Source organism: Blastochloris sulfoviridis (assembly GCF_008630065.1).
GTDB lineage: Bacteria > Pseudomonadota > Alphaproteobacteria > Rhizobiales > Xanthobacteraceae > Blastochloris > Blastochloris sulfoviridis.
In genome coordinates, this window is the sequence record NZ_VWPL01000016.1 from 69,229 (window position 1) to 83,082 (window position 13,854).

At 70.5% G+C, this 13,854-nt stretch carries 10 protein-coding genes; 8 read left to right on the forward strand and 2 right to left on the reverse strand.

Annotated features, from left to right (window positions below):
- Window positions 1-16: 16 nt before the first annotated feature.
- From addB to trxA, 3 genes are all read left to right on the forward strand, one after another.
- Entirely contained in the window at window positions 17-3,073 is a 3,057-nt protein-coding gene (gene addB, locus F1193_RS10490) for a double-strand break repair protein AddB (RefSeq protein ID WP_246164292.1), read from the forward strand.
- Window positions 3,070-6,504 carry a double-strand break repair helicase AddA gene (addA, locus tag F1193_RS10495; RefSeq protein WP_246164294.1) on the forward strand — a complete coding sequence of 1,145 codons (3,435 nt, stop codon included), beginning with the start codon at window positions 3,070-3,072 and terminating at the stop codon, window positions 6,502-6,504. The genes addB and addA overlap by 4 nt, the downstream gene beginning before the upstream one ends.
- 65 nt (window positions 6,505-6,569) lie before the next feature.
- Window positions 6,570-6,890, forward strand: a complete 321-nt coding sequence (trxA, locus tag F1193_RS10500) for a thioredoxin TrxA (protein ID WP_126401595.1) — start codon at window positions 6,570-6,572, stop codon at window positions 6,888-6,890.
- 169 nt (window positions 6,891-7,059) lie between these two features.
- Here the strand turns inward: trxA and F1193_RS10505 are convergent, their stop codons facing one another.
- Window positions 7,060-7,536: a hypothetical protein gene (locus F1193_RS10505; RefSeq protein WP_150097634.1), complete on the reverse strand. Its 477-nt coding sequence runs from the start codon at window positions 7,534-7,536 to the stop codon at window positions 7,060-7,062.
- Between the two features lie 330 nt (window positions 7,537-7,866).
- On the opposite strand from F1193_RS10505, the gene F1193_RS17645 reads away from it, so the two are divergent.
- From F1193_RS17645 to F1193_RS10530, 5 genes are all read left to right on the forward strand, one after another.
- Complete coding sequence (locus F1193_RS17645; RefSeq protein WP_150097635.1) at window positions 7,867-8,217, forward strand: type II toxin-antitoxin system Phd/YefM family antitoxin; 351 nt, start codon at window positions 7,867-7,869, stop codon at window positions 8,215-8,217.
- Window positions 8,214-8,732: a type II toxin-antitoxin system VapC family toxin gene (locus F1193_RS10515; RefSeq protein WP_150097636.1), complete on the forward strand. Its 519-nt coding sequence runs from the start codon at window positions 8,214-8,216 to the stop codon at window positions 8,730-8,732. The genes F1193_RS17645 and F1193_RS10515 overlap by 4 nt, the downstream gene beginning before the upstream one ends.
- A gap of 162 nt (window positions 8,733-8,894) precedes the next feature.
- Window positions 8,895-9,218 carry a type II toxin-antitoxin system HigB family toxin gene (locus F1193_RS10520; protein ID WP_150097637.1) on the forward strand — a complete coding sequence of 108 codons (324 nt, stop codon included), beginning with the start codon at window positions 8,895-8,897 and terminating at the stop codon, window positions 9,216-9,218.
- Window positions 9,208-9,585 (forward strand): helix-turn-helix domain-containing protein, encoded by a 378-nt coding sequence (locus tag F1193_RS10525; RefSeq protein WP_150097638.1) that lies wholly within the window; start codon window positions 9,208-9,210, stop codon window positions 9,583-9,585. Before F1193_RS10520 ends, F1193_RS10525 begins: the two co-directional genes overlap by 11 nt.
- 191 nt (window positions 9,586-9,776) lie before the next feature.
- Window positions 9,777-10,874 carry a PD-(D/E)XK nuclease family protein gene (locus F1193_RS10530; protein ID WP_150097639.1) on the forward strand — a complete coding sequence of 366 codons (1,098 nt, stop codon included), beginning with the start codon at window positions 9,777-9,779 and terminating at the stop codon, window positions 10,872-10,874.
- A gap of 80 nt (window positions 10,875-10,954) precedes the next feature.
- Here the strand turns inward: F1193_RS10530 and uvrB are convergent, their stop codons facing one another.
- The gene (uvrB, locus tag F1193_RS10535; protein WP_150097640.1) at window positions 10,955-13,507 is read right to left on the reverse strand and encodes an excinuclease ABC subunit UvrB; all 2,553 of its coding nucleotides are present in this window, start codon (window positions 13,505-13,507) and stop codon (window positions 10,955-10,957) included.
- Window positions 13,508-13,854: the final 347 nt, after the last annotated feature.

Genomic DNA, 13,854 nt, shown 5'->3' on the forward strand with positions numbered 1-13,854 from the left:
CGTGGCGACCCCTGCCGTGAGCCCGCGCGTCTTCACCATTCCCGCCGGTGCGCCGTTTCTCGCCACCTTCGCCGCCGCCCTGCTGGAGGGCCGGCTGGTGCGAGGCTTTCCCGATGCCGGCGATCCGGCGTCGCTCGCCCGCGCCACGCTCTATCTGCCCACGCGGCGTGCCTGCCGGCTGGCCGAATCGGCGCTGCTGGAGGCGCGCGGCGGCCGCGCCACGCTCTTGCCGCGGCTGGTGCCGCTCGGCGAGGTCGGCGAGGACGAGATCGATTTCGGCGCGGCCGAAGAGGGTGCGCCCGACCTGCCGGAGGCGATCGCGCCGCTCGCCCGCCGCCTGCTGCTGGCCCGCCTCGTCGCCACGCTCGCCGCCAGCCCGGAGCTGCGGCTCGACGGCACAGCAGGGCTGGCGACCGCGCCGGCCGCGGCGCTGGCGCTGGCCGACGAGCTTGCCCGCCTGATCGACCGCATGGCCACCGGCCGCGTGCCGTGGTTGCGGCTCGACGGGCTGGTGCCCGAGGAGCTCGACCGCTACTGGCAGATTTCCGTGCGCTTCCTCAAGGCGGTGGCGCAGGATCTGTGGCCGGCGATCCTGGCCGAGCGCGGCCGGATCGACCCGGCGGCGCGCCGCGACCTTTTGGCGGCGCGCGAAGCCGCGCGGATCGCCGCCGGCGCCCCCGGCCCGGTGATCGTCGCCGGCTCGACCGGCTCGATCCCGGCGACCCGCGATCTCATCGCCGCCGTCGCCCGCCATCCTTTGGGCGCGGTGGTGCTGCCGGGCCTCGATACGGTTCTCGACGACGCCGCCTGGCGCCTGCTCGATCCGGCGGACGACGGCGAGCCGCTGCCGACCCATCCGCAGTTCGGCCTCGCCCAGACGCTTGCCGCCATCGGCATCGGCCGCGATGCGGTGGAATCCCTCTGCGCGCCCGCAGCACCCGGCCGCGAGCGGCTGGTGTCGCGGGCGCTGCGCCCGGCCGCCACCACCGAGCAGTGGGCGGTGCCGGAGGCCGGGCTCGACCCGGCGGCGGCACTGGCGAACGTGTCGCTGGCGGTCGCCGCCGAGCCGCAGGAGGAGGCGCTGGCGGCTGCCCTGGCGCTGCGCGAGGTGCTGGAGACGCCGGGCCGCCACGCCGCGCTGATCACCCCCGACCGCGCCCTGGCGCGCCGCGTCGCCGCCGACCTCACCCGCTGGGGCATCGCGGTGGACGACTCGGCCGGCGTGCCGCTCGCCGACACCCCGGCCGGCCTGCTCGCCCGCCTCGTCGCCGAGGCGGTGGCGGCCGACCTCGCGCCGGTGCGGCTGATGGCGCTGCTCAACCAGCCGGCGGTGGCGTTCGGCCTGCCGGCGCCGGCCTTCGCGAGGGAGCGCGAGGCGCTGGAGGTCGCGGTGCTGCGCGGCCCCCGCCCCGGCGCCGGGGTGGGTGGTTTGCGGCTGGCGCTGGCCGAGATGCGCACCTCGCCCGAGGCCCGGCGGCGCAACCTCGCGCCCTGGCTGTTCGACCGGGCCGAGGCGCTGGTGGCGCGGCTTGGGGCCGCCCTCGGTGCGTTCCTGGCACTGGGCGGCGGAACGGTGCAGCCGCTTCGCGGGCTCATCGATGCCCACCGCGCGGCGATCGAGGCCATGACCTTGGGGCCGGACGGCGCGGCGGGGCTCATGAGCGACGACGCCGAGGCGCTGGCGGATCTGTTCGCGGCGCTGCTGGAGGCCGCCGACGACGCCGCGCCGATATCTTTAGCCGACTATGCAGAAGCGGTTCCGGCGCTGATGCGCGGCATCGCCGTGCGCACGCCGTTCGACGAGACCGCGCGGGTGCGCATCCTCGGGCCGCTCGAAGCCCGCATGGTGCCGCTCGACCGGGTGGTGATCGCCGGCCTCGACGAGGGCCGCTGGCCGCCCGACACCTCCAACGATCCCTGGCTCAGCCGGCCGATGCGGCGGGCCTTGGGGCTCGACCTGCCTGAGCGGCGCATCGGCCTCGGCGCCCACGATTTCGTGCAGGCGTTCGGCGCGCCGGAGGTGGTGCTGACGCGGGCCCGCAAGGCCGGCGGCGCGCCCACCGTGCCGGCGCGCTTCCTGCAGCGCCTCGCCGCCGTCTCGGGCGCGGCCTGGAAGGACGTCGAGGCGGGCGGCGAGCGGCTATTGGCGCTGGCCCGGCTGGTCGATGCCGCGCCGCCCGCGCGGCCGGTGGCCCGGCCGATGCCGGCGCCGCCGCTGGCGCTGCGGCCGAACCAGCTCTCGGTGACCGAGATCGAGGACTGGGTGCGCGACCCCTACACCATCTTCGCCCGCCACGTGCTGAAGCTGCGCCCGCTCGATCCGCTGGAGGCCGACGTCGCCGCCCCCGCCCGCGGCACCATCGTGCACGAGGCGCTGGCCGCCTTTCTCAAGGCCTATCCCGCGGACCTGCCGCCCGACGCCCTGGCGCGGCTGCTCGCGTTCGGGCGCGATGCCTTCGCCCGCATCGACGGCTTCCCCGAGCTTCGGGCGGTGTGGTGGCCGCGCTTCGAGCGGGTGGCGCGCTGGCTGGTGGCCGAGGAGAGCGCGCGCCGCGCCGAGGCGCCGGTGACGAGCCTCGTCGAGATTTCCGGCCGCTATGGCGTGCCCGGCACGGCCTTCACGCTGACCGGCCGCGCCGATCGCGTCGACCTCACCGCCACCGGCGCGGTGGTGATCGACTACAAGACCGGCCAGCCGCCCTCGAACCCGCAGGTCGCCTCCGGCCTCGCGCCGCAATTGCCGCTGGAGGCGGCGATGGTCACCGGCGGCGGCTTCGCCGACATCGCCGCCGGCACGCCGGTCGAGGCGATGGTCTATGTGCGGGTGTCGGGCGGCACGCCGCCGGGCGCGTGGCTGCCGGTCAAGCCGCAGGATGGGGCGCTCGCCGATCTCGCGCCGCAGGCGATGGCCGGGCTCGCCCGGCTGGTGGCGCGCTTCCTTGATCCCGCCCAGGGCTATGTCGCGCACGTGCGCCCGAAATTTGCCGGCCGCCACGGCGACTACGACCACCTCGCCCGCGTCGCCGAATGGTCGGCGACCGGCGGTGGCGGCACCGAGGAGGGCGAGGCGTGAGCGGCTTCGTCATCCCCGACAAGACCCGGCTCGACCAGACGGCGGCCTCCGATCCCGCCCGCTCGGCCTGGGTCGATGCCAATGCCGGCTCGGGCAAGACGCATGTGCTGGCGCGCCGGGTGGTGCGGCTCCTGCTGCGCGGCGTGCCGCCGGGCCGGCTTCTGTGCCTCACTTATACCAAGGCCGCCGCCGCCAACATGGCCAACCGCGTGCTGAAGGATCTGGCGAAGTTCGCCACGGCGCCCGACGCCGAGCTCGACCGGCTCATCGTCGAGACCGACGGCGGCGTACCCGATGCCGGGCGCCGGGCGCGGGCGCGGCGGCTGTTCGCCGAGGCGCTGGAGACGCCGGGCGGGCTCAAGGTGCAGACCATCCACGCCTTCTGCGACCGGGTGCTGCACCAGTTCCCGTTCGAGGCCGGGGTGCCGGCCGGCTTCTCGGTGCTCGACGAGCGCCAGGCCGACGAGCTTCTGGCCGAGGCCCGCGCCCGGGTGATGGTCGAGGCCGCAGCCGACATCGACGGCGAGCTCGGCCGGGCGCTGGAGAGCGCGATCGCCGCCGCCTCCGACGACGGGCTGAAGGCGGCGCTCGACGAGGCGGTGAAGAGCCGCCACGCCATCGCCGAATGGCTGGCCTCGGCCGGCGGCATCAAGGGCGCGGTGGCCGAGATCGCCGCCGCCCTCGGCCTCCAGCCCGGCGAGAGCGTGGCCGCGATCGAGGCCGCGATGCTGGCAAGCCCGCGGATCGCCCGCGGCGACTGGCCGGCGCTGGCGGCGCTGTTCACGGCAGGCGGTGTCAAGGATCAACAGTTAGCCGGCTATCTGGATGCCGCCGCCGCGGCCGAGAACGGCGAGGCGGCGCTCGCCTCCTATCTGCGGGTGTTCCTGACCGACAAGGACGAGCCGCGCAGCGACAAGGTGTTTCCGTCGAAGCGCATCCGCGACGGCCATCCGGCGTTTGCCCAGGCGCTGACGGCCGAGCGCGACCGGCTGGTGGCGCTGCTCGACCGCCGCCGTGCCGCCGTGGCCAGCGAGCGCAGCGCCGCGCTGCTCGTGCTCGCCGCCGCGGTGATCGCCCGCTATGAGGCGGCCAAGGCGCGCCGGGCCTTGCTCGATTTCGAGGACATGGTCACCCGCACCCGCGACCTGCTGCACACGGTCGGCGCAAGCTGGGTGCTCTACAAGCTCGACCGCGGCATCGACCATGTGCTGGTCGACGAGGCGCAGGACACCTCGGCGGCGCAGTGGGCGATCATCGAGGCACTGGCGGCGGAGTTCTTTGCCGGCAAAGGAGCCAGCGAGCGGCCGCGCACGGTGTTCGCGGTCGGCGACGCCAAGCAGTCGATCTACGGCTTCCAGGGGGCGGCGCCGGCGATGTTCGGCGCCATGCAGCGTCACTTCACCCGCGCGGCCGGCGAAGGCGGGCTCACCGCCGTGCGGCTCGACGTGTCGTTCCGCTCCGCCCAGCCGGTGCTCGACGCGGTGGACACCGTGTTCGCCAACGCCGCGGCCCGCGCCGGGCTGTCGATCGCCGACGATGCGGCGCTGGTCCACCAGTCGGTGCGGGCGGGGGTGCCGGGGGTGGTCGAGCTGTGGCCGCTGCTTGAGCCGGACACGGCGGCCGAGGCCGGCGAGGCGTGGGACCTGCCGCTCGACGCCGCGACCGAGGCGAGCCCGCAGGTGCGGCTCGCCCGCAATATCGCCGCCAGCGTCGCCGCCTGGACCGGCGGCGCCCGCAGGAAGGCCGACGGCACGCCGATCCGGCCCGGCGACGTCCTGATCCTGGTGCGCCGGCGCGGCGTGCTGTTCGAGGCGGTGCTGAAGGCGCTGAAGGACCGCGGCCTGCCGGTGGCCGGCGCCGACCGGCTGGTGCTCATCGAGCACATCGCGGTGATGGACCTGATGGCGCTGGGCGACGCGCTGCTCACCGCCCATGACGACCTCGCGCTGGCCTGCGTGCTGAAAAGCCCGCTGTTCGGCTTCACCGACGACGAGCTGGTGCCGCTGGCCAACCCGCGCTCCGGCACGCTGGCGGCGGCGCTGGATGACAGCGCCGACCTGAAAGCGCGCGCCGCGGCGGCCCGGCTCGCCCGCTGGCGTCTTGAGGCCCGCGCGCTGCGGCCGTTCGATTTCTACGCCCGCGTGCTCGGCCGCGACGGCGGCCGGCGGGCGATGCTGGCGCGGCTCGGGCCCGAGGCCGCCGACCCGCTCGACGAGTTCCTGGCGCTGGCGCTGGGCGACGAGGCGGTGGGCGTGCCGGCGCTGGCCGGCTTTCTGGCGCGGGTGCGCGCTGCCGGCGCCGAGATCAAGCGCGACATGGAGGTGGCGTCCGCCGCCGTGCGGGTGATGACGGTGCACGGCGCCAAGGGCCTGGAGGCGCCGGTGGTGATCCTCGCCGACACGGTGGCCCGGCCGGAGGGCGCCAAGGATCCGCGCCTGTTGCCGCTCGCCCGTCCAGGAGGATTGGAGGGCGCGCCGGAGGGGGCGCCGCGCCCGCTGGTGTGGGTGCCGGTGAAGGCCGGCGAGCCCGCGGCGGCGGCAGCGGCGCGCGCGGCGATGCGCGCCGAGGCCGCGGACGAATACCGCCGCCTGCTTTATGTGGCGCTGACCCGCGCCGCCGACGTGCTGGTGGTGGCCGGCGCCCGCGGCAAGGCCAAGCAGCCGGAGGGCTGCTGGCACGATCTGGTGAAGGCTGCGCTGGAGGATGCCGCAACCAGGGAGCCGGCCGACGGCTGGGACGGCACGGTGTGGCGCTGGAGCCGCTGGCCGCAGCCGGAGGCGGCTGCCGCTGGGGAAGCAGCCGCGCCCGCGCCGCCCGCGCGCCCCGATTGGCTCGACCGGCCGGCGCCCGGCCCGCTCGCCCGGCCGGGGCGGCTCAGCCCGTCGCGCCGCGGCCCGCCGCAGGACGAAGCCGCCGTCGCCCGCGGCCTCCTCGTCCACCGCCTGCTCGAAGTTTTGCCGGATATCGATCCAGCCGGCCGCCCGGCGGCGGCTGCCGCCATCGCATCCCGCGCCGGCCTCGATGAAGCGGCGGCGCCGCTCGCCGACACGCTGGCGCTGATCGCCGATCCCCGGCTCGCCCGCCTGTTCGGCCCCGGCAGCCGCGCCGAGGTGCCGATCGCCGGCACGGTCGACGTCGCCGGGATGGCGGAGACGGTCAGCGGCCGCATCGACCGGCTGTGGATCGGCGAGGACGCAATTCTGTTTGCCGACTTCAAGACCGGCGCGACGGTGCCGGAGAGCGCCGAGGCGGTGGCGCCCGCCCACCTGCGCCAGCTTGCGCTCTATCGCGCCCTGCTGGCCGAGCTGTTTCCCGGTCGGCCGGTGACCGGCTGGCTGGTGTTCACCGGCGGACCCGCCGTCGTGCCGGTGCCCGACGCGCTGCTGGAGGCGGCGCTGGCGCGCCTCGGCATCGCGCCGGGCTCGCCTTGACGCTCTCCCGGCCGGTCCCTAGTTTCACGTAATCACTGCCCCGCCTTCGATTGAAAGGACCGATCATGGCCGTCGCCAAGGTGACCGACGCGAGTTTCGACCAGGATGTGCTGCAGGCGACCGACGCCGTGCTTGTCGACTTTTGGGCGGAATGGTGCGGCCCGTGCCGCATGATCGCCCCGGTTCTCGACGAGATCGCCGCCGAGATGGGCGGCAAGCTGCGGATCGTGAAGCTGAACGTCGACGAGAACCCGGCCACCGCGGCAAAGTACGGCGTGATGTCGATCCCGACCTTGATGCTGTTCAAGAACGGCGAACTGGCCTCGCGTCAGGTCGGCGCCGCGCCGAAGGCCAAGCTGGTGCAGTGGGTGCAGTCGGCGGTGTGAGCGGCGGCTGAGGTCCGGTCCCCGTCGTCCCGGGCAAGGGCCGCAGGCCCGCGATCCGGGACCGTCATCAGGAAAAGCCCGTAGGGCGGCATGGCGCAGCGTATGCCGCCGCACGCGGGCGCCGCCGCCATCGGCCGATCATGCCTTCGGCTGATCCGCTCAACGCGGGCTACTGCTTCTCAGTGACAATGAGCAGCCGCTCATCAATGGCCGGGCCTTTGGAATATTTGTATGAAATCCTGAAGCTGGAACTCTCTATCAACGTGTTTCGTTCACCCCGAAATGCGTCCAGAACTTCTGTGACCTGACTAGGAGCATATCTTTTCGCAACGACCACAGCCCACGTTTCCGCAATAGCTCTGTCAGTGTGAACACCATACCCAATATCTTTCGTCCAGTCGTTCCACATCAGCTTTACATTATCAACGCGCCCCGGTTTGGCTTCGTTGACAAAGAGCTTAACAACTTCCGCTCCGGGCGCGATGCATCCCCAGAGGTCCGGCATACCATCGGTACGGGTGACCTTTCCATTACACTTCACCGCGCCCGAAAGAGATTTGGTTTCTTGAGGAAATACCAAAAAGCCATCAGCGAAGGCTACTCCACCCGCAATGATGTAGGCCGCGATAGTCAAAAACAAATTCATTGTCATCCCCAATGGTTAGGTTCCCTGAACCGCCCCTCGTTTCCCGTTAATTAGAGCATTTTCCGCACAAGTGGATACCGGTTGCACGAAAGAATATGCGACAAACTATAAACTTGGAGCGTCCGATCTGATGCAGTCAGATCGGATCACGCTCTAACATGCAGCAAGAGCGGAATAGGCGCAGCCTATTCCGCTCTTTTTTGCGCCGAGCCTTCGGCTGATCCGCCCTACGCGCTGGCGGATCCGCCCCTTGGCAAGGAGCGAAAATTGCCTTGCCGCCAACGGCAGCCTTGCGGCAAAATCTGGTCGTAACGACTAGAAAGTGGGGTCATGACCCAGCCGGCAGGCGCCAAGCCTTCAAGGCGCTCCAAGACGTCGGCACGCGCCAAGGCCGGCTCCAAGGCCGGCGGGCGGACGCCGCCACCCAGCAACCGCTGGCGCCTTCAGGACGCGAAGGCACGGCTGAGCGAGGTGGTGCGCGAAGCCCAGGAACATGGCCCCCAGCGGGTGACCCTGCACGGCCGCGACGCCGTGGTGGTCGTCAGCGCCGCCGAGTTCGACCGGATGCAGCGCCCCGTCACGGGCCATGACATCGTCCGGGCTCTGCAGGCCTCGCCCCTCGCCGAGGTCGAGTTCGAGCGGCGGTCATTCGACGCCCCCGTCCGAGACGTCGAGCTGTGAGAGGCTGGCTGCTCGACACCAACGTCATTTCCGAGTTGCGAAAGGCGCGGGCCGATTCGGGCGTGCTGGCGTTTGTCGCGGCCCAGCCCGGCGAGCTTCTCTATGTGACCGAAATCACCTTCGGCGAGATCCGCTACGGCATCGAGCAGCTCGACGCCCCGTCGAAGCGGACCGACCTCAATCTCTGGCTCGACCGCACCATCCGGCCGCTGTTCGCCGGCCGCATCCTGCCGGTGACCGAAGACGTCATCGTCCGCTGGAAGACGATGGTGGTCGACGGCCAGAAGCGCGGCCACACCTTCGGCCAGCCCGACCTGTTCATCGCGGCGATCGCCGCCCTTGAAGACCTGGTCGTGGTGTCGCGCGATACCCTGCATTTCGTCGAAGCCGGGGTGCCGGTCTTCGATCCCTGGCGCGGCAAGCTCCATGCCGCCGGAAACGTCCGTTCCCTGAAAGCCCCGGCCAGGGCCGAGGATGTGGCCAAGACCCTCTCGGCAAAGGGATCCTGGCGGTAGTATTGAAACAGCGTAGCCCGTAGGGCGGCATAGCGAAGCGTATGCCGCCGCCCGCTGGCGTGGCGAGGGCGGATCACGCCTTCGGCTGATCCGCCCTACGCGCTTCTCGCGACGGTTCTCGATCGCCCTTGATCCCAAAATGGGATCATGCATGATTGCGGCATGCGGATCATTGCACGCCGGACGCTGCGTGAATTCGTCGAGAGTCTGGCGGGCCATGCCGATCAGCCCGCGGTGAAGGCGGCCCTCGATGCCTGGTTCGACGAAGCTTCCAAGGCCCGCTGGGTCCGCTCTGCCGATATCAAGGCCCACTATGCCAGCGCCAGCATCATGCGTGCGGACCGCATCGTCTTCAATATCAAGGGCAACGCCTATCGTCTGGTGTGCGCGGTGGACTTCGCCAAAGGGATCGTCTGGATCAAGTGGATCGGCAGCCACGCAGCCTATGACAGGATCGACGTGAAGGAGGTCGACCATGACGGGTGACGTCAAGCCGATCCGCACGGACGCCGATCACGCGGCGGCCCTCGCCGAGATCGAACGCTTGTGGGGCGCCGAGAGCGGCACGCCGGCCGGCGACCGGCTCGACGTGCTGGCGACGCTGATCGACGCCTACGAGGCCGCGCGCTTCCCGATGGACCCGCCGGACCCGATCGACGCGATCCTGTTCCGGCTGGAGCAGCAGGGCCTCAGCCGCAAGGATCTGGAGCCGATGATCGGCTCGCGCGCCCGCGTCGCCGAGGTGCTGAACCGCAAGCGCAGCCTGTCGATCGAGATGATCCGCCGCCTGCACGCCGGGCTCGGCATCTCCGCCGCGGTGCTGATCCGCCCGACGCGGGAAGAGGCGGCGTAAGGGGCAGGCGGGTAGCGCGTAGGGCGGCATAGCGAAGCGTATGCCGCCGCCCGTTGGCGCCGCCATCGGCGGATCACGCCTTCGGCTGATCCGCCCTACGTGGGCTGAACCGCCCGCCGCGAGAGCGAAATTTGGTGCACTGTCTCACCGGAACCCGTAATCCAGAAATGATTCGAGATCGGAGCGAAGGCATGAGTTCAATGTTCGGCCACTTGGCGGCGCGTTTCTCGTCAGGAGCCGAGAACCTTGCGACCGAAGCCCTAGCTTACATGCTCGTCCAATCGCCGGCAGCACGGCGGGCACTGAACGAAATCTCGACGATCCTGAATGCTAAGTTATCAGAGATCCGCTCCTTCAGGACTCAGTGCGTGGGGCAGGACCAAGCGATACCGGATCTTGCCGGCTTCGATCATTGCGGCAGGGCCATACTGCTCATCGAGAACAAATTCTGGGCAGGCCTGACGCCGAACCAGCCTGCCGCCTACCTTGAGAGGCTCCCCAACGACGAGCCGAGCCTGCTGCTCTTCGTGGTCCCGCCGAGGCGCGTGCATTCGATATGGCCGGATCTCGTGGTTTCGGCCGCACGAGCGGGGCTACATCTGCCGCCACCAAGTATCCGTCACGCGAATGCGCTGTCCGGACAGGTCGGAAATCGGACCCTTGCGGTGACATCCTGGCAAGCACTCCTCGATCGCATCGAAGCAGAAGCGCGCGCATCCGGAGAAGCCGACACTGTCTCGGACGTGGGGCAGTTGCGCGGCCTTTGCGAGCACATGGACTCGACAGGCTACGTGCCCGCGACGTTGGAAGAACTGACGAGCACCGAAGTGCCACGAAGGCTGATCGGGCTGGCGGATCTGGTGCAACAGGCCTGTGAGCGTGCGCTCGCAGCCGGGATCGCGGACAGGAAGGGGCTCCTGCCCGCTCACAAGTGGTACGGTGCCGGCCGCTACCTTCGGATCGGCGGGGCCGGCGCATGGGTCGGCATCGATCACCAGCTCTGGGCCCGCTACGGCATCGGCCCTCTATGGATCACTTTCGCACCGACGGAATATGGGCGCGCGGCAGCGGTCCTCAACGCGATTGCTCCTTGGCTGTCATCGAATCCGGTGAGGGCATTCGATCTGGAAGGCAATGCGGCGATCCCGCTTCGCATCACGTCCTATGCAACCCGGGACATCGTGCTCGACGATCTTCATTCCCAGATCGCCGAGCTTTGTCACTTGCTGAGGGCAATTCCGAGCGCCAGAGAGCCGGCGACACCCGAACCCGCCGAGGATGCCGCGTAGCCCGTAGGGCGGCATAGCGAAGCGTATGCCGCCATTTCCCGGCGGCGCCATCGGCGGATCACGCCTTCGGCTGATCCGCCCTACGTCCGCATCCGCCGCCCGCCCGGCTTGCCCTTGAACCCCGGCTTCTTGCCCGGCCGGAAGTCGTCCGGCGGAAGCGGCAGGTCGCGATTGTGCGGCCCCATCTCGTCCAGCGTCGGCTTGCGGGGACCGCGTCCGGACGCCGCCGCGCCGGCGAGCGCCGGGCGCTTGGCGGTCGGGTCGTCCACCACCGCCAGTTCGGCGGTCTTGAGCCGCTTGATCTCGTCGCGCAGCATCGCCGCCGTCTCGAAATCGAGGTCGCCGGCCGCCGCCCGCATGCGGGTCTCGAGGTCGCCGATCACCGCCTCGAAATTGTGGCCGATGGTGGCGGCGGCCGCCGCCGCGCCGGCATCGACGCGCACATGGTCGCGCTCGTAGACCGAGTCGAGGATGTCGGCGATGCCCTTCTTCACGCTCTCCGGCGTGATGCCGTTGGCGGCGTTCCAGCTAAGCTGCTTGTCGCGGCGGCGGCTGGTCTCGGCCATCGCCCGCTGCATCGAGCCGGTGATGCGGTCGGCGTACAGGATCACCTTGCCGTCGACATTGCGCGCGGCGCGGCCGATGGTCTGAACAAGGGATGTTTCGCTGCGCAAAAAACCTTCCTTGTCGGCGTCGAGAATGGCCACCAGCGCGCACTCGGGAATGTCGAGCCCCTCGCGCAGCAGATTGATGCCGACCAGCACGTCGAAGGCGCCGAGCCGCAAATCGCGGATGATCTCGATGCGCTCGATGGTGTCGATGTCGGAGTGCATGTAGCGCACGCGCACGCTTTGCTCGTGCAGGTATTCGGTGAGATCCTCGGCCATGCGCTTGGTCAGCACGGTGACCAGCGTGCGATAGCCGGCGCGCGCCATCGCCCGCGCCTCGCCGAGAAGATCGTCGACCTGGGTGCGCACCGGGCGCACCTCCACCGGCGGATCGATCAGGCCGGTGGGGCGGATCACCTGCTCGACGAACACGCCGGCGGTGCGCTCCATCTCCCAATTGCCCGGCGTCGCCGACACGGCCACCGTCTGCGGCCGCATGGCGTCCCACTCCTCGAAGCGCAGCGGCCGGTTGTCGAGGCAGGAGGGCAGGCGGAAGCCGTACTCGGCCAGCGTCGCCTTGCGCCGGAAGTCGCCGCGATACATGCCGCCGATCTGCGGCACGGTGACGTGGCTTTCGTCGATGAACACCAGCGCGTCGTCGGGGATGTATTCGAACAGCGTCGGCGGCGGCTCGCCGGGCCTTCGCCCGGTGAGGTAGCGCGAATAGTTCTCGATGCCCGGGCAGACGCCGGTGGCCTGCAGCATTTCGAGGTCGAAGACGGTGCGCTGCTCCAGCCGCTGCGCCTCGACCAGCCGGCCGGTGGCGTTGAGCTCGCCGAGCCGGACCTTGAGCTCCGCCTTGATCGAGGCCACCGCCTGCTGCAGCGTCGGCTTGGGCGTCACATAGTGCGAATTGGCGTAGACCTTGACGAAGCCGAGCGCGCTCTTGGTCTCGCCGGTCAAGGGATCGAACTCGTCGATGCGCTCGACCTCGTCGCCGAACAGCGAGATGCGCCAAGCCCGGTCCTCATAGTGGGCCGGGAACAGCTCGATGGTGTCGCCGCGCACGCGGAACATGCCGCGGGCGAAATCGAGCTGGCTGCGCTTGTACTGCAGCGCCACCAGATCGGCAATGATCTGGCGCTGGTCGAGCCGGTCGCCGACATTGATCGAGAAGGTCATCGCCGTATAGGTCTCGACCGAGCCGATGCCGTAGATGCACGACACCGAGGCGACGATGATCACGTCGTCGCGCTCCAAGAGCGCCCGCGTCGCGGCGTGGCGCATGCGGTCGATCTGCTCGTTGATCGAGGAATCCTTCTCGATATAGGTGTCGGTGCGCGGCACGTAGGCTTCGGGCTGGTAGTAGTCGTAGTAGGAGACGAAGTACTCCACCGCGTTGTCGGGGAAGAAGCTGCGGAACTCGCCGTAGAGCTGCGCCGCCAGCGTCTTGTTGGGCGCCAGAATCAGCGCCGGGCGCTGGGTGGCCTCGATCACCTTGGCCATGGTGAAGGTCTTGCCGGAGCCGGTGACGCCGAGCAGCACCTGGTCGCGGTCGCCGGCTGCGATGCCCGCCACCAGCTCGCGGATGGCGGTGGGCTGGTCGCCCTGCGGCTCGAACGGCGCCTTGAGAACGAACTTGCGGCCGCCCTCGCTCTTTGGCGGCCGCGGCGGCCGGTGCGGTGTCCACAGCTGGGTGGCGTGGATCGGGTTGCCCTGGCGGATCAGCCGCTCCAGCGCCTCGGCGCTGGCGCCGACGCCATAAGGCTCGCCGTCGAGGGACGCCTGCGGCGCCTCGGCGAAGCCTTCGGGCTGGCTGTCGTCGTGCGTGGTGCCGGCGGGTTCGCCATAACCCGTCATGGCGCCGTGGCCGGCGGTGCCGTCCTTGATGCCGGGATTGAGCAGCGCGGCGAGCGACGGGTCCATCGCCGGCGCCGGCGGGCGCGCCGCCCGGCTGCGGGCGCGCGGCTTCTCAGAGGCGCGCGGCTTTTTGGGGGGCTGCGGCTGGTCGGGGGCGTGCGGCATGCCGCGACTATATGGGCCCGCCGGGCCGGCAAGAAAAGCCGGGGGCGGGGGCGTCCGGCACGTCCTCTTCCTCCGCCCCTTCCACGTCGCGCATCCCCTCCCCCCAGGATCTCAATGAGGATGGGGAGCGAAAGGAAAGACGCTCGGCCTTCTTCTCCCCTCCCCCCATGAACGCAGTGAATGGCGGGGAGGGGTGGGGGGGGGGGGCAGGGGAATCGCAGATGAGTATAAGGGCATTGCGCGGGAGGTAGAGAAGGATTCATTCATGAGGCTTCTCGATTCGGGGAGGCTCCCATGCAGGCTCTCATCTCGATTTTCCGCCAAGTTCACGATCCTCGCGACATCAA

Bases quoted from the DNA above. Each gene is read 5' to 3' on its own strand.
- trxA (WP_126401595.1), top strand. From the start codon at position 6,570: ATGGCCGTCGCCAAGGTGACCGACGCGAGTTTCGACCAGGATGTGCTG.
- F1193_RS10520 (WP_150097637.1), top strand. From the start codon at position 8,895: ATGCGGATCATTGCACGCCGGACGCTGCGTGAATTCGTCGAGAGTCTG.
- F1193_RS10525 (WP_150097638.1), top strand. From the start codon at position 9,208: ATGACGGGTGACGTCAAGCCGATCCGCACGGACGCCGATCACGCGGCG.
- uvrB (WP_150097640.1), bottom strand. From the start codon at position 13,507: ATGCCGCACGCCCCCGACCAGCCGCAGCCCCCCAAAAAGCCGCGCGCC.
- F1193_RS10505 (WP_150097634.1), bottom strand. From the start codon at position 7,536: ATGAATTTGTTTTTGACTATCGCGGCCTACATCATTGCGGGTGGAGTA.
- F1193_RS10530 (WP_150097639.1), top strand. From the start codon at position 9,777: ATGAGTTCAATGTTCGGCCACTTGGCGGCGCGTTTCTCGTCAGGAGCC.
- F1193_RS17645 (WP_150097635.1), top strand. From the start codon at position 7,867: ATGACCCAGCCGGCAGGCGCCAAGCCTTCAAGGCGCTCCAAGACGTCG.